11 protein-coding genes and 2 pseudogenes are annotated in these 16,550 nt (G+C 63.7%); 6 read left to right on the plus strand and 7 right to left on the minus strand.

Annotated elements, in window-relative coordinates; all coding sequences use genetic code 11:
• Positions 1-264: 264 nt before the first annotated feature.
• From XBLMG947_RS06710 to XBLMG947_RS06720, 3 genes and pseudogenes are all read left to right on the plus strand, one after another.
• A pseudogene (locus XBLMG947_RS06710) lies at positions 265-686 on the plus strand (VOC family protein).
• A gap of 274 nt (positions 687-960) precedes the next feature.
• Positions 961-3,348, plus strand: coding sequence for a TonB-dependent receptor plug domain-containing protein (locus tag XBLMG947_RS06715; protein ID WP_065467118.1), 2,388 nt, complete (start codon positions 961-963; stop codon positions 3,346-3,348).
• A 341-nt stretch (positions 3,349-3,689) separates the two neighbouring features.
• The gene (locus XBLMG947_RS06720; RefSeq protein WP_065467120.1) at positions 3,690-6,089 is read left to right on the plus strand and encodes a TonB-dependent receptor plug domain-containing protein; all 2,400 of its coding nucleotides are present in this window, start codon (positions 3,690-3,692) and stop codon (positions 6,087-6,089) included.
• Positions 6,090-6,296: 207 nt separating this feature from the next.
• Here XBLMG947_RS06720 and XBLMG947_RS06725 read toward each other — a convergent pair whose 3' ends face one another.
• Positions 6,297-7,490, minus strand: a complete 1,194-nt coding sequence (locus tag XBLMG947_RS06725) for a cytochrome P450 (RefSeq protein ID WP_065467122.1) — start codon at positions 7,488-7,490, stop codon at positions 6,297-6,299.
• 770 nt (positions 7,491-8,260) lie between these two features.
• On the opposite strand from XBLMG947_RS06725, the gene ybaL reads away from it, so the two are divergent.
• A complete protein-coding gene (gene ybaL / locus XBLMG947_RS06730) occupies positions 8,261-9,958 on the plus strand; it encodes a YbaL family putative K(+) efflux transporter (RefSeq protein WP_065467124.1) in 1,698 nt (565 codons plus the stop codon).
• A 142-nt stretch (positions 9,959-10,100) separates the two neighbouring features.
• On the opposite strand, the pseudogene XBLMG947_RS06735 reads toward ybaL, so the two are convergent.
• The 6 genes and pseudogenes from XBLMG947_RS06735 to XBLMG947_RS06750 all read right to left on the minus strand — a co-directional run bounded on the left by XBLMG947_RS06735 (position 10,101) and on the right by XBLMG947_RS06750 (position 12,854).
• Positions 10,101-10,672, minus strand: a pseudogene (locus tag XBLMG947_RS06735) (relaxation protein).
• A 28-nt stretch (positions 10,673-10,700) separates the two neighbouring features.
• Complete coding sequence (locus XBLMG947_RS24020) at positions 10,701-11,720, minus strand: DUF2235 domain-containing protein (protein ID WP_306345525.1); 1,020 nt, start codon at positions 11,718-11,720, stop codon at positions 10,701-10,703.
• Positions 11,717-11,869 (minus strand): hypothetical protein, encoded by a 153-nt coding sequence (locus XBLMG947_RS23150; RefSeq protein ID WP_167352007.1) that lies wholly within the window; start codon positions 11,867-11,869, stop codon positions 11,717-11,719. Before XBLMG947_RS23150 ends, XBLMG947_RS24020 begins: the two co-directional genes overlap by 4 nt.
• Complete coding sequence (locus tag XBLMG947_RS23525; protein ID WP_245228112.1) at positions 11,870-12,091, minus strand: phospholipase effector Tle1 domain-containing protein; 222 nt, start codon at positions 12,089-12,091, stop codon at positions 11,870-11,872.
• Positions 12,092-12,115: 24 nt separating this feature from the next.
• Positions 12,116-12,253, minus strand: a complete 138-nt coding sequence (locus tag XBLMG947_RS23530) for a hypothetical protein (RefSeq protein ID WP_245228114.1) — start codon at positions 12,251-12,253, stop codon at positions 12,116-12,118.
• A gap of 25 nt (positions 12,254-12,278) precedes the next feature.
• Complete coding sequence (locus tag XBLMG947_RS06750; protein ID WP_065467217.1) at positions 12,279-12,854, minus strand: hypothetical protein; 576 nt, start codon at positions 12,852-12,854, stop codon at positions 12,279-12,281.
• 596 nt (positions 12,855-13,450) lie between these two features.
• Here XBLMG947_RS06750 and XBLMG947_RS06755 point away from each other — a divergent pair.
• Positions 13,451-14,212: an HpcH/HpaI aldolase family protein gene (locus tag XBLMG947_RS06755; protein WP_065467126.1), complete on the plus strand. Its 762-nt coding sequence runs from the start codon at positions 13,451-13,453 to the stop codon at positions 14,210-14,212.
• Positions 14,213-16,354: a TonB-dependent receptor family protein gene (locus XBLMG947_RS06760; protein WP_065467128.1), complete on the plus strand. Its 2,142-nt coding sequence runs from the start codon at positions 14,213-14,215 to the stop codon at positions 16,352-16,354.
• The last annotated feature ends 196 nt before the right edge of the window (positions 16,355-16,550 follow it).

Below are 16,550 nucleotides of genomic sequence, written 5' to 3' on the forward strand. Positions count from 1 at the left end.
GCCAAATGCCCCGGCTTGCCCGGGGCGTTTGCGTTGTGTTGCGCATTTACCACGCGCACCCAACCGAACACCACCGACCACATGAATGGCGCACCTGCCAACGCGGTCACCAGGCGCTGCAGCAACCCGCATCATGATGGGCTCGCCTGCTGGTCTACATCCCGCATCGCGCAGCGCGCCACACAGACCAGGCCGATGCTCATGACGACGCCTGCGCCGGCTCAGTGCTATCGCCGGTGTTCCTGTCCTTGCCGGAGCATGCAGATGGAAACATCGCAATTGAGCCGTGGACGCTTGATCGACCATGCCCTTGGTGGTGCAGGAACTGCCGGCAAGCCGGCGTTTTTATCAGGCCGTGCTCGACGTGCTCGGCGTGTTGATCGGCGGCGCAGGCGAAGGATTCTTCTGCGCCGACGAACTGTTCGTCTCCGACCGCGACATGGTGGCACAAGGTGTGCTGACCGGCCGCCATCACCTGGCATTTCAGGCCGGCGACGTGGCGATGGCGCATGCCTTCCATCGGGCTGCGCTCGCCCATGGTGGTCGCGACGATGATGCGCCCGGCCTGCGCGCATATCACCCAGTACTACGCTGCGTTCGTGCTCGATCCAGACGGAAACAATATGGAAGCGGTCTTCCACGGTGTTGCGCAACGCAGTGCGAATGCGGTGCAGATCACGTTTTGATGCAGAAGTTTCATAGCTGGTATTGCTGCCCACTATGGTGCAGGCAAGCTCTTACGCCGACAGGGCTGGTGCAAGCAATGCATCACTTTGGTGCACGATGACACCGCTGTCATTAGCATAACGGCCGTGACAGTTGCTTGCGCAACGTAACCGAAATTTGACATGTGGTTACGCGTGGTTAATGGTTGAGAGCGCAACGCAGCTGCCGCGATGGACGCGGCCTGGGAGGGGGTCCTCTGCGCTGCATCCGTTCCCCACTCGGAGTTGTCACCGCATGAATTGCAAGACCAGTCCACTCGCACTTGCCGTTGTTCTTGCACTATCGTTTTCCGCTTCAACGGCATCCGCACAGTCGCAGGCGCCGACCCAGAAAACACTGGACACCCTGATCGTGACCGGCACGCGCGTGGCCGATCGCACGGTCGCCGAATCGGCATCGCCGATCGACATCATCTCGCCGCAGGCGCTGGAATCGACCGGCACCACCGAATTGGCGACCGCGCTCTCACGCGCGATTCCCTCGCTCAATTTCCCGCGCCCGGCCATCTCCGACGGTTCCGACGCAGTGCGCCCGGCGCAGCTGCGCGGCCTCTCTCCCGACCAGGTACTGGTGCTGGTCAACGGCAAGCGCTATCACAGCACCGCGTTGATCAACCTCAACGACACCCAGGGGCGCGGCTCTTCGCCGGCCGACCTCAATACCATTCCGATCGCCGCAGTGGAGCGCATCGAAGTCCTGCGCGATGGCGCATCCGCGCAATACGGCTCGGACGCGATCGCCGGCGTGATCAACGTGGTACTCAAGGGCAGCGGCGAAGGCGGCAGCCTCAACGGTCGCTACGGCAAGTACAGCGCCGGCGACGGCGAGCAGTATCAGCTGTCCGGCGATGCCGGTTTCAGCTTCGCCGGTACCGGCAAGGTGCATCTGGCCGCCCAGGCCGGCCATTCGGACCAGACCAACCGCGCGTTGCCGTTCCAGGGCCGTGTGGAGCAGCGTTACGGCGACCCCGATATCGACCAGGGCGCCATCTCGTTCAACGGCGAATACAGCCCCACCGATTACCTCACCTTCTACTCGTTCGGCATGGTCAGCCGGCGCGAAGTGTTGTCCAACGGCTACTTCCGCTTTGCCGGCGACAACCGTAACCGTCCGGAAATCTATCCGGACGGCTTCCTGCCGCAGATCTACAACGTCAGCAAGGACGTGTCGTGGGTGGGCGGCTTGAAGACCTCCACCGAAGGCGGGTTGAACATCGATCTGAGCTACAACTACGGCCAGAACAATCTCACCTTCGATGTACGCAACAGCCTGAACAACAGCCTGGGCCTGACCAGCCCCACCGACTTCCATGCCGGTACGCTGGAAGTGACGCAGAACGTGCTCAATGCCGATTTCACCAAGACGCTGGATTGGGGCCTGGCCTATCCGGTCATGCTGGCCTTCGGCGCGGAATGGCGTGGCGAGAAGTTCAACCAGTCGCCCGGCGACGCGGCCTCGTCGGCCAACGGCGGCATTCCCTCCGCCAATGGCGCGTTGCTTCCCGGTGCACAGGTGTTTCCGGGCTTCAAGCTCTCCGATGCCGGTTACTACAACCGCAACAGCCATTCGGCCTACGTCGATCTGGAAGCGGATCTGAGCGAGAAATTATCTGCCGGCCTGGCCGGGCGCTACGAGAAGTACAGCGACTTCGGCGACACCGCCACCGGCAAGCTGTCGCTGCGCTATGCGTTCACCGACAAGGTGGCGTTGCGCGCGACTGCATCCACCGGCTTCCGTGCGCCCTCGCTGCAGCAGCAGAACTTCCAGTCGATCTCCACCCAGTTCCTCAACGTGGCGCAGCCCAACGGCTCGGTCACCGCGACTCCGTTCGAAATCGGCACCTTCCGCACCGACAATCCGGCCGCCATCGCGCTCGGCGCCGAGCCGCTCAAGGCCGAAGAGTCCAAGAACTACGGGCTGGGCGTGGTGCTGCAGCCGGTGGAGAACCTGTACATCACCGTCGATGCCTACCGCATCGATATCGACGACCGCATCGTGCTGTCGGAGAACCTCACCTCGACTGCGGCGCGCAACTATCTGCAGGCCAATGGCTTCCCGGGCATCGGCGGCGGACGTTACTTCACCAACGCGGTCGACACCAAGACCCAGGGTGTGGATGCGGTCGGCACCTATCGTTGGGCACTGGACGGCGGCAGCGCGGAGCTGACCTCCGGCTACAACTACAACAAGACCGAGGTCGAACGCATCGCCGCCAACCCGGCTGCGCTGGAAGCCATCGACCCGGGTGCGGTACGCATCGGCCGTGCCGAACTCGGTCGCATCACCGAAGGTACGCCGCGCGACAAGTTCTTCCTGGGCGGCACCTGGTCGCCGGGTAATTGGTCGTTCACCGGCACCGCAACGCGCTGGGGCGAATTCAGCACCTTCGGCACCAACGCTGGCAGCGACCAGACCTATGCGGCCAAGTGGACGCTGGACCTGGCCGCGTCCTACAAGCTGGGCGCGTGGAACTTCACCGTCGGTGGCGACAATGTGCTCAACGAATATCCGGACCGCCAGCAAGCGGGTCTGGGCACGCGCACCTATCTGCCCTACAGCAGCGCCTCGCCGTTCGGCTTCAACGGTGCGCTGGTCTATGCAAACGTGAACTACAAGTGGTAACTCTCAAGCGCCGGTTGGCAACGACCGGCGCTTGCGTCGCGCGGCACCGCAGGTTTGCGTGCTGCCGACGCCACCGTCCCTGGTCACCCTCGCGCACGTGAGGGTGGCTCGGCCGGACGCTCCGCTGCACGCTGCACTGCTTTAGCAAGGATGCGCGCAGCAAAGTGCGCGAGGCGCCAATACCGCGCGTTGTCGATTGCTGCCCTCTTTGCGCACACTGCTTCGCACTCCGGCAGCATGCGGCGCGCAGGCATCACCGATTCTCCGTACGCAGTTGCATTCCCCAGGTATCTACGGTGCTTCGTCGCTACGTCCATCATCCCTCTTGAGCCTTGATCCCCATGCACACCTCCAACGCACTCTCGCTGGCGATTTCAGTCGCACTCACCGTCTGTTCCTTCGCTGCCAGTGCGCAGTCGCAATCGACCGAGCCGCAGAAAACCCTCGACACCCTGATCGTCACCGGCACCCGTGTCAGCGACCGCACCGTGGCCGAATCCCAATCGCCGATCGACATCATCAACGAGCAATCGCTGCAGGCCACCGGCGCTACCGACGTCGCCACCGCGCTGGGCAAGCTGCTGCCATCGCTGAACTTCCCGCGCCCGGCGATTTCCGACGGTAACGATGCCGCACGCCCGGCCACGTTGCGCGGCCTGTCGCCGGATGCGGTGCTGGTGCTGGTGGACGGCAAGCGCTATCACACCTCTTCGCTGATCAACTACAACCCGTACGTGGGCCGCGGCTCGGCGCCGGCCGATCTGAACTCGCTGCCGATGTCGGCGATTGCACGCATCGAAGTGCTGCGCGACGGCGCGTCGGCGCAGTATGGCTCCGATGCGATTGCCGGCGTGGTCAACATCGTGCTCAAGCACGGTGCCGCTGCCGGCAGCAACAGCCTTTCGGTCAATGGCGGCCTCATGGACAAGGGCGATGGCGCGCAGAACGGCATCGACGGCTCGATCGGGTTGCCGTTCGGCGGCACCGATGGCGATAAGGCGCCGGGCTGGGTGCGGCTGTCCTGGAACTACCAGAACACCATGGACACCAATCGCAGCGAGAACACCAACCGCGCCACCACCCTCGCCGGTGCGGCCAATCCCAGCGGCGTGCCCTACCAGCGCCACGGCGATCCGGATTCGACCTTCTACCAGGGGCTGGCGGCTTTCGGCTACGACTTCTCGCCAAACGTGGAGCTCTACGGCCATGTCAGCGCGAGCCGGCGCGAGGTCACCTCCAACGGCTATTACCGCGCCTACGACAACACCAGCCGCAACGTGCAGGCGGTGTATCCGAATGGCTTCCTGCCGCAGATCTACAACCCGGTCAACGACCGCTCGGCGGTGCTGGGGCTGAAGGGCACCACCGCCAGCGAATGGAACTGGGACGTGTCGGCCACCTACGGCAAGAACGACATGAGCTTCAACATCCTCGACAGCATCAACACCAATCTGTACTGGACCACCGGCAGCTCGCCGACCAGCTTCAACTCCGGCGGCTTCGAGACCGAGCAGGGTGTGGTCAATCTGGATATCAACAAGTCCTTCGATTGGGGCCTGGCGTATCCGGTCAATGTCGCCTTCGGTGCCGAGCATCGCCAGGACCGCTACGAGATCACCGCCGGCTCGCCGGCCTCGTACTTCTTCGACCCCAACACCATCAACCCCGACACCGGCGCGTCCTACCCCGGTGGCGCACAGGTGTTCTCCGGTCTGGAGCCTTCGGTGGCCGGCAGGTTTGGCCGCCACAGCAACGCGGTGTACGCCAACCTGGAAGCAGATCTGACCGACAAGCTCTCCGGCGGTATTGCCGGCCGCTTCGAGAACTACAGCGATGCCGGCTCCACCCGCTCGGGCAAGCTGTCGGCGCGCTATGCCTTCACCGACACGTTCGCGCTGCGGGCCACCGTCTCCAACGGCTTCCGCGCGCCGTCACTGGCACAGCAGAACTACGCCTCGGTGGTGACCCTGATACAGGACGGCGAGCTGGTGCAGGTTGGTACCTACCGCACCTCCGATCCAGTGGCCATCGCCCTGGGCGCGCGCGCGCTGAGCCCGGAAAAATCCACCAACTACGGCCTGGGCGGCGTGTGGCAACCCACCGCCAACGTCACCTCCAGCCTGGACGTGTACCAGATCCGCATCTGGGACCAGATCCTGTATTCGGATCAGTTGCAGCTGGCGCAACCGATCGGCCAGGTGGCGGCGGTGCAGTTCTTCGTCAACGGCGCCACCAGCCGCACCCGCGGCGTGGACTGGATCAACAGCTACCAGGCCGATCTGGGCAACTACGGCAAGCTCAATCTGAGCGCCAGCGCCAACTACAACAAGACCACCATCCTGGAGTTATCCAACCCCAACTTCGGCCGCGCAAGCCAAGGCCTGCTCACCGATGCCACGCCGCGCACCAAGTACACGGCCGGCGCGGATTGGTCGATCGGCGGCTTTGCGCTCAATCTCAACGCCACCCGCTATGGCGCGATCAAGCGCATCAGCGACCCGGCCGATGGCAGCCAGGACCGGACCTACGACGCACGCTGGCTGGTTAACCTGGCTGCCAGCCAGACCTGGAACGCCTTCACCTTCACCGTGGGCGCAGACAACCTCACCAATCAGTATCCGACCAAGGCGCAGCTGACCACCGGCTACGACGATCGCGCCGGCGGCCTGCAGTACTCGTCGCTGTCGCCGTTCGGCTTCAACGGTCGCTACTGGTACGGCCGGGTGACCTACCGCTTCTGAGAAAGCGCGCAGACCGGAGCGCTGCGCGTGGCGTGCATCGCCACCGCATCATCGTTTTTCGCCACTCCAGATGCCTGCATTGATCGCGATTGAGCCCGATGCAGGCACGCAACAGGCACCACCGAGCACTCGGCGGTGCCTTTTTTGGGATATGTTCGCCGATGCGCGTACACCGAAGGCCGCGGCAACCCATGCGGGGATGCTGCGTTACCAGGACGCCAGCAAGGCGTCCACGCCGCGGAGATTGGCGCGGTCGTTCCATATCAGCGTCTCAAGCTGGTCTAGCCGCAATGCCGGCAACTGCGTGAGCAACGCCGCAAGCGCGGCTTCCATCTCGATCAACGCAAGCCGGTTGCCAAGGCAGTGGTGGATACCGCCGCCGAACGACAGCGCGCGGCCCTGTTTACGGCGGATATCCAGCACCTGCGGGTCACTGAACTGCACCGTATCGTGATTGGCCGCACCCAGCATCAGATACACCATCTCGCCTTCGTGCAACGCGCTCCCGGCGAGCTCGAAATCCTGTAGCACCGTGCGTGCGACCATCTGCACCGAGCTGTCGTAGCGCAGGCATTCGAGCACCGCATTCGGCAGCAATGCCGGGTTGGCCTGCAGCTGCGCCAACTGCTCGGGATGCCGATGCAGCGCGACCAAGGCATTGCAGATCATGTTGGAGGTGGTCTCGTGGCCGGCGGAAAACAGCAGGATCACATTGGAGACGATCTCGTCGCTGCTCAGCCGGTGACCATCGTCTTCTGCACGGATGAAGCGTGAGATCAGGTCGTCGCCGTCGCTGCTTCGACGCGCCTCGATCACCGCATGAAAGTAGCGTTCCAGCTGCAGATACGCCGCATTGGTGGCCTCGAACTGCTCGGGCGTCATCATCGGGTCGAATACCTTGGCCAACGCACTGGTCGCATGCCCGACCGTCGTGGCGTCGGCAGGATCGATGTCCAGCATGCGGCAGATGATGCGGATGGGCAGCGGAAAAGCGAAATCACGCAGCAAATCGCAGTGGCCGTTTGCGCGGAAGCCCGCAATCAACGTTGCAGCGGTGTCGCTTGCCACCTCGCGCATGGACTCCATCTGCCGCGCACTGAATGCCTGGGTCATCAGCCCGCGCAGACGCGTGTGCACCGGCGGATTGAGCAGCAGGAACATGCGGCTCATGCCTTGAAACAGCGGCATCTCCGCGGCCGCGGCGCCATAACGCAGACGGATGCTCTGCAGATAATCGCGGCCGACGCGCCGGTCGCTGAGCAGGCTGTCGACCACCGCATAGTGGCCGGTCATCAAGCGACGTTCTGCGACCTTCACCAGCGGCCCCTCGGCGCGCAGCTGTGCATACGTCGGATACGGGTCCTGGCGAAACTGTTCTGTTTCGAAGTCGCTGAGATGCATGATCTGGGCTCGTTGGGCGTGATCTCGGGATGCGCGATGGGACGTCAGGGAAGGAGTGCAGATCGCTTGCGCGAAGCGACGCGAAGATTGTCCTGCGTCGCCGCGCACCTGCCCTGCGCAGGCGCGAAGCCTTGTCGTCAAACTTCAACGGCTGTGCGTCGGCGCAGCTGCGTCAGTGCGCGTGCGCATCGATGGCAGCACGTCTACGCGCCAACGCTTGCGGCATCGCCTGCGCAACGGCACGCGCATCGCGCGTTGCGAACAACGAGCGCAACCATGCCGTGAGTCATCGCGTCTGCTGCAGCCCGAGATCTGCAAAAAGGTGCACGCACAATCCGCACCCCTCGCCGGTCACCTGAGGACGTGCATCACGGTATGGTCATGGGGCGGTGCAGTTCTGAGCGCTGTTTCGCGCTGTTTCGCCCTGTTGCGCCGTCGCAACACATTGTCGATGGCGGCCGCTGTGGGTGGATGCGCGCTGGGATGAGGTTGCAGCCGTCTCGGTCTGTCGCTGGGCATTGCGCGGCACTGGTTCGATATGCCTGCAGCCTTCTGCGGTTTGCCCAGCACGCCTGCATGCGCCACGTGTCGCATCGCGTTAATCATGCGCTGTGTACTATGGTCGTCCGGCCAACCGGACCGCCCTGCGGCCCTGTTCCCCCGCGCCGGATTTCAGCACTTCATTCGCGATGCCCGCAGGCGCTGCCCGGCGTAGCCGTTTGGCTGGTCACGCCGTTTCATCACTTCGGACACGCTCACAACGGATTGGAATGCATCACGACACCAGCCTCATCGACATCATCGCCGTCGGCCTCGCGGTCGCTTTCGTGCTGGGCACGCTTGCACAGAAAGTGAAACTTTCGCCGCTGGTCGGTTATCTGCTGGCCGGTGTCTGCGTCGGGCCATTCACACCTGGCTTCGTGGCCGACCAGACCATGGCCAACCAGCTGTCCGAGTTGGGTGTGATGTTGCTGATGTTCGGCGTGGGCCTGCATTTCTCGCTCGACGATTTGATGGAAGTGAAGTGGATCGCGGTGCCCGGCGCATTGGCGCAGATCGTGGTCGCCACCCTGCTCGGCTGGGCGCTGGCCTGGAGCATGGGCTGGTCGTTGATGCATGGCTTGGTGTTCGGCCTGGCGTTGTCGGTGGCCAGTACCGTGGTGCTGCTGCGTGCGCTGGAAGAACGCCGCCTGCTCGACACCCAGCGCGGCCGCATTGCGGTCGGCTGGCTGATCGTCGAAGACCTGGTGATGGTGATCGCGCTGGTGATGCTGCCGGCGTTGGCCGAGGTGCTCGGCACCGGCGCACCGGTGGCCGCACACACCGGCGAGTCGACGTCGCTGCTGGCCGCGCTCGGTGTGACCGTGCTGAAGATGGTCGCATTCGTTGCAGTGATGCTGGTGGTCGGCCGGCGGGTGATTCCGTGGTCGCTGGAAAAGGTCGCCGCCACCGGCTCGCGCGAACTGTTCACCCTTGCCGTGCTCGGCATCGCGCTGGGCGTGGCGTTCGTCTCGGCCAAGTTGTTCGGCGTGTCGTTCGCGCTGGGCGCGTTCTTCGCCGGCATGTTGCTCAAGGAATCGGAACTCAGCCACAAGGCAGCCAGCGACTCGCTGCCGTTGCGCGATGCGTTCGCGGTGCTGTTCTTCGTGTCGGTCGGCATGTTGTTCGACCCGATGATTCTGGTCGCGCACCCGTGGCAGGTGCTGGCCACCTTCCTGACCGTCACCGTGGGCAAATCGCTGGCGGCATTCGTGATCGTGCGCGCATTCGGCCACCCCACCGGTACCGCGCTGACCATTTCCACCAGCCTGGCGCAGATCGGCGAATTCTCTTTCATCCTGGCCGGGCTAGGCGTGCAGTTGGCGATCCTGCCCGAAACCGGGCGCGACCTGATCCTGGCCGGCGCGCTGTTGTCGATCATCGCCAACCCGTTCCTGTTCTCCTGGCTGGATCGCTGGCAGGCCCGGCAGATCCAGGACACGCCGGCTGCAGTGGAACCGGAACTGCCGCCCGGCCCGGCGCTGCCGCTGGACGGCCATGCCATCGTGATCGGCTACGGCCGCGTGGGCAGCGCGCTGGCGCAACTGCTACGCAGCCGCGGCGTGCCGGTGCTGGTGATCGACGACAACGGCGAGCACGTGGCCAAGGCGCATGCCGCGGGCATTCCCGGCATCCGTGGCAGCGCCGCGGCCGATCGCGTGCTGGCCGAGGCGCGCCCGGAGCACGCCAAGATCGCGATCCTGGCCATTCCGCAGCCGCTGGAAGCCGGCGAAGCGTTGGCCAAACTTCGCGCGATCAATCCCTCGCTGACATTGCTGGCGCGCGCCCACAGCGATGCCGAGGTCAAGCATCTGCTCGACCACGGCGCCGACGGCGCCGTCCTGGCCGAACGCGAACTGGCCTATTCGCTAGCCGAGATGGTGATGTCCACCCCGCCGTACCGCGCGTTGAACGTGCCGGCGTCGTAATAGCCATTACGTATATCCGATGACGCCGCTGCTCAGCGCGAATGCGAAAGCAAATGAGGCTATGCGTCCATTACCAGGGAGCGGTACGCGAATTGCCTCGCCACGAGGCGGTCACCACGACACACGACAGTCGCCTCCGGTGTCAGCGTGGCTTGACCGGTCGATACTGACGACGATCGCCGTAAGCGGCGACTTTGGTGTCCACGTTCGCGCATAAGCGGTCGCCACATAGCATGACGTCGGCGCCGTTGTAGGCACGTAGCAGTTCGGCGCGCAACTGATTGTCGCGGATCTCATGGCGATACTGGGTCAACACAACCACGCGCCGCCGCCCAACACCAGCAGCAGACCTCCCAGGACGACCGCAGCACCTTTCCACAACAGCAGGCGCTGCCCGCGCTCGATGCGCTTGAGTTGACTGGACAACGACTGCGCGCCTTCGCCGATCAAGCCACCGGCATGTTGTAGCCGCTTTTCGAAACCGGCGACAGGTTGGTCCAGCCCCTGCTGGATGCTGCGAATCAACGTGTCGGGCACGCGCTGCAATGTCTGTTCGGCCGAACGCGTCATCACGCTTGGCAACGATTGCGCCACCTGCTCCAACTGCTGCGCCACGCGGCGCTGCTGTTGTTCTATCTCACTGCATCGGCGCTCGAACTGCTCCATGAGCGAGGCGGTCTTGCCGACCAACGTCAGCGGGTCATTCGCATTCATCGTGCATCCTGCCTTCTGCTGATGAGCATTACATGCTGCGCCCACCGATGCGCATCGTTTCTTGCTGTTGTTGTTGCTGCTGCATCGCCTGCTGGGCTGCATGCTGCTCCTGCTGGTTCACCGCCTCGATGGATTCGGCGCGCAACGCGCGGCCAGGTGGTTCGTTGGCCAGGATCTGCGTCATCTGACGGAATTGATCGCGGTCGCCGTTCTGTCCGGCAGCCAAAATGCGGTCCAGGATTGCGTGCGGGTCGTCATGCAAGGATGGCGGTTTGTCGGCCGCAGCAGGCGCCTGCTGCGCATCGGCCTTCATCGGCACCTGCCACTGCTGCGGCGCATGGCTGCGCTCGCGCTCATGCTGCATTTGATGCATCTGCTGCTGCCAGCCTGGTGCGTGGGCCGCACCATTGTGCAGCGCGAACGCGGGCACCGAGGGATCGCTGCGTTCCGGCGACACCGCCACCGGGCGCATGGGGAACTGTGTGCGCAACCCGGTATCCAGGTCTTCGGCATCGGTACGGTTGAAGCTGAGCGCGCTACCCGCCAGGTCCTTCACATGCACACGCTGGCCCAGCACGGTCGCCATGCCGGTGGTGTAGAAGGACTGGTGCTGTTCGGAGCGGTGGATGACGTTCATTTCCGGCGCAGAGGACACCGTGCGCGGTTGCAGGAACGGCTTGTCGCTGAGGCTATTGACGTAATCGGTGAGCAGGTTGCCGTTGCGTACCGACAGACCATCGAGCAGGTAGGAACCGCCGATATCCGAATGCGCGCCCGGATTGACCAGATTGAGCAGGCGACCATCAGGGGTGCGGCCGGGATCGATGATGTCCTTGACCGGAAAGGTATCGCGGCGTTCGTCGCGGGCGGTGAGTTGCAGGCCCGACACCACCGAGGGCGGCAGCCGCGTGTCGCGCAGGTTCATGTCGCCAGTGGCCACCGGGTCCAGCAAGCCCACTGCCTGCGCGGTGCGACCGGGTGGTACTAACGGCGGACGGGTGGGGGTGAGTTTGAGGATTTCGCCGTCTTGGCCACGCTCGATCTTCATGTCTGCCGATTCTGGATGCCGCGCTCGTGCACCATGCGGGTGAACATGGCGGCAGTGACCGCGTCTCGGCTGAAGCCTGTGGAGACAATACTGATCTCTGCTTTGGGGTCCTCGTCTCGCCATTGTTTGGCTTGGTTGACGAGCTCCAACTACATCTTCTCCATCCGTGGCCCGTAGCTGTAGCCAGCGATACCGTCTAAGGTACGTTCCGCAGCACTGTCCTGCGTCCCCACACCGGGGACGTAGTAGCCCCCGATATTGCGAATGCCTGATTTTTTAGCAGCCTGCAATTGATCGTACATGACGCCGATATTGGTGATGTGCTCAGGATCTTTGTACTTGTCGTTGCCGGTGCCATCAAAGCAGGCCACGAACAAGCGCGTGTGCGGGTACTGCTAGCCCACCAGCGTTGGCGCCTTGAACTGCGCCAAAGCATGGCGGCTATGTTCATAGGCAGACAAATCCTGCGCAGTCGCCGGATAGGCCTCAATACCATCGACCCATGTCTTTGCAGTATCACGACCGTTAGCCATTACGTGCTCCCGGGCGAAGACGCCGTCAGTAGGTCTTGGTGTAAGCGAGGATCAGGTCGTTGCGGAAATCGCTGTACTGGTTACCTGGCTTCTGCAGCACGGTCGTCTGCACCATCGCCTTCATATATACATTGATGGTGCGGTCGTTCACTTCCAGGATAATGTGCGGAGAGATATCGGCCTGCAGGATCGGCGGCAGCTGATCCTGTGGGACGTGGTGCAGTACTACCTTATTCTTGAAGATGGCCTCGAGATCGACCAGGGCGTGATGAGACTGACCATCCTTGGAGCGCCAAGTCACCTCGGCGGGGGGCGAAAAGTGCGGGAAATTGCGTATGCCGATAGTACCAGCGTCAAGGTTACCAGGGTAACCATCTCCCACTGACGCTGATGATATTTGTTTGACATCGTCTGGATCGTGGGCTTTGTACCTGCCGTCATACAGCACCTTGCAACCATAGGTGTCATAACACATTGCCCCGAACGCATGATCAGCAAATGGAATCGGCTTGCGGGTATCGATATGCACGGTGTTATCGGCATCAACGGGAATATTGCCGATCAGGTGGATACCTGATGGATCGTTGACAGGCGCGTTCATGCGCGAACATCCAATCAGAAAGTTGGCGAAGGCGGCGCACAGCAGCAGCGGGAGCGCTGCACGGTGCTGCGGGATGCAAGAAGGTCGCACAGCCATGGAGCCACCTGTGGAAACGGAAGGACAGCCTACCGCCGGGCAAGTTGCTCAGGGTAGCGCGGTAGCGGTCTGCCGCAGTCTGGAGCGTGTCATGCCCGTCGACAGGAGATGCGTTGGTCGTCAGCGTTGTGGAGCGGGTATCGCGTGGCGCGGGCTTGGCTGGCGCCAGGGCAAACCGCGCGGTGCACGTGACGTGCGCTGAAGACAACTGCTTGCGGAACCGGCCGATGCCGCGCCGATCCAGCGTTGCGCGCCTTGCCTCACCGCGTCACAGGCCGCTTCGCACTCACTTCCACAGACGTCCCACGCGCGCGTGCACGCCGTGCGCGGGACGATTCCTCGGCGCCAGCAAGGCTGTGCGGCGATTCCCGTGTTCAGGCATTGAGCCTGCCCGCACGTTGCTCGAAACACCACCGGAGAAGGGAACCGCCACCAGACAGACTTGATAATCATTCCCATCAAGCGCAGGATGAGCGCCCGTTTCCTTGGCGGCCTCTTGCATGGCGGTTGCAGTCGGCATTCTCAACGCATTGCCCAGCGTGCAGCTTAGCGAATTGCTAGGCCGCATCGGCTATGGGTTCGTGGTGCTCGATCTGGAGCATGTGCTGCGTGCGCCCGAAGCGCTGGAACATGCCATCCGTGCCTGCGAGCTGTCCGGCTGCGAGGCCTGGGTCCGCGTGCCAGAGGTGGACGAAAAACTGATCGGCCGGGTGCTGGATGCCGGCGCGCGCGGGATCGTGATTCCGCGCGCCGAGTCTGCGGCGCAGATCGCCGACGCGATCGCCGCGGCACGCTTTCCGCCGCTGGGCCGGCGCGGCATCACCGGCGGCCGTGTCACCGGCTTCGGCACTGTCGATCTGCCCACCTACATCGCGCAGGCCAATGCCGACATCCGCATCGTGCCGATGATCGAAAGTGCCGCCGGGGTTGCCGCACTTCCGCACATTCTTGAGGTGCCCGGCGTGGCCCTGGTGATGGAAGGCGCGCTGGATCTTGCGTTGGATCTGGGCCTGGGCCCGCAGCCCACCCACCCGCAGGTGTGGGAACGACTGCTGCAACTGCATGCGCACTGCGTTGCCGCCAACGTCCCGTTCTGCCCCAACCCACGCACCGATGCGCAACGCGCGCATTGGCTGCAGCAACCGGAACTGCGCTGGCTGCTGGCCGGCGAGGACCGCGCGCTGATTCAACGTGCATTGCGCGGCCATCTGGCCAGTTTTTCCGCCCCCACTTCACCAACCGCCTGCAGGAGCACGCCGTAGATGTCGACGTTCCGTTTCCACGCCCTGGTCATCGCCATCGCAGCGATCACGCTGCCCATGCCGCGGCTGGCGTACGCAACCGACACAGCGGCGACCGATGCCGTTGATGCCGTCGGTAGCGAAACGTCGATCCGTGCGCTGGATGCGATCCAGGTGCAAGGCAGCCTGCTCGGGCACTCCAAACCCGACGATGTGCAACGTTACGCAGGCAGCCGCCAGGTCATCGACCGCGAGCAGCTGCGCAACGGCGGCAACCGTTCGCTGGACGATGCCCTGCAACGCGTGCCGGGCATCAAGATCTTCGATGAAACCGGCACCGGCGCCTTGCCGCAGCTGATGCTGCGCGGGCTGTACGAAAGCCGCAGTGGTCGCGTGCAGGTGCTGGAAGACGGCATTGCGCTGGCACTCGCGCCGTACGGCCAGACCAGCCTGTCGTTGTTCCCGGTGGGGTTGAACCAGATCGACCGCATCGACATCGTACGTGGCGGCGCGGCCGTGCAGTACGGGCCGAACAACGTGGGTGGGGTGATCAACCTGGTCAGCAAGGAGATCCCGAACGTGTGGAGCACCACGCTGGCGCAGAAGGTCACCGCCGGTGGCGCCGGCCAGTTCCTGTACGACAGCGCGCTCAGCGGCGGCGGCTATCTCACCGACAACTTCGGCCTGCAGGTCGATGCCAACCGCACCTGGGGCGAATACTGGCGCGCACACAGCGACACCGACATCAGCAATCTGCGCGTGCGCGCGGAGTGGTGGCTGGACGACACCAAGCTGCTCAAGGCCAGCGTGCAGCGTTATCTGGTCGACATGGATCTGGCCGGCGCGCTCAGCCCGACCGACTACCAGCGCGTCCCGCGCCAGTCCACGCGACCGCTGGACAGTTTCAATGGCCGCACCACGCGCGCGTCGCTGAGCTACGAACAGCTGTTGGGCGATTGGGGCCCGATGCAGAACGTCCGCCTGGATTGGACCAACTTCAGCGCGCGCAGCAGCCGTAACTTCATTGTCGGCATGCGTCAGGCCTCTACCGAAACCTGGCGTTCCGACCTGCCGCCACAATTGCGTCAGACCGCGCCGCGCGACTTCCGCGTGGTCGGCAGCGAGCCGCGTTTGAGCTGGACCATGGGCGATACCGGTGGCGTGCGTCAGCAGTGGACCGCTGGGGTGCGCGCGGTACGCGAGGACATCGATTTCCTGGTCGGCAATCTGCGTCTGCGCGACGGGTTATTCACCAGCGTGCGCGATTGGCAGTTCGAAGACCGCGCGTTGGCCGCGTACGTCAGCAACGCGATCACCCTGCCCGACGAGCGCGTCACGATGACACCGGGCTTGCGCTACGAGCGTCTGGATTCGCGTTACTTCAACCGTGCCACCGGCGTCAGCACGCTCAACCAGACCCGCGATGTCTTGCCGGGGCTGACACTGGGCTTCCAGGCCAACGAACAGTGGTTTTTCTATGCCGACGGGCAGCGCTCGATGCGCGCGCCGCAGGTCACCCAGATCATCTTCGGCAACAACCTGGACGCCGAGCTGGCATGGAATTACGAGGCCGGTACGCGCTACCAGCCCAATGAGCGCACCCGCATCCAATTGGGCGGTTATCTGATCGATTTCGATCAGCAGATTCAGCTGGACAACACCACGCGCGTGTTCCGCAACCTGGGCAAGACCCGCCACCAGGGTGGCGAGCTGGAACTGCAATGGAGCCCGGAGCAACTGCGTGCGCTCACCCTCAATGCCAGCTATGCCTATCTGGATGCGAGCCAGGAATCGGGCGCATTCCGTGGCTTCCGCGTGCCTTATACCTCGCGTAACCAGATCACCCTGGGCGGCACCTACGCGCTCGGTCACACCACTGTCGCGCTTTCCGGCTATTACTTCAGCAAGGCCTTCAGCGACGCAGCCAACACCGTGCAAGAAAATGCCATCGCTTCAGTGGGCCAGTTGCCGGCCTATCTGGTGTGGAATACGCAGGTGAGCCACACCCTGTTCGAACGCGATGGGCAAAAATTCAGCGCATCGTTGGCGATCAACAATCTGTTCGACCGGCAATACTGGTTCCGCGGTGTCGATACCAGCCCGTGGGGGCGTCAGGCCGCACCGGCACGGACCGTCACCGCCGGGCTGGAATACACGTTTTAAGCCTGCATCACTAGGCTGCTGCACACGACCGACGCACAGGGGCGTTGGTCGCGCCTGAGAGCACCGGCGGTCGCGCTGGCGACCGCCTCAGACAACACGGCGTGCATGAGGCACGCATCACTGCCGCAGCACGCGGCATGCGATCGACGTATCGCAGGCCACCCAACGCCACGACGGCGCCAGGCAGCCCGTTTCA

It is taken from the genome of Xanthomonas bromi (genome assembly GCF_900092025.1).
Lineage (GTDB): Bacteria > Pseudomonadota > Gammaproteobacteria > Xanthomonadales > Xanthomonadaceae > Xanthomonas > Xanthomonas bromi.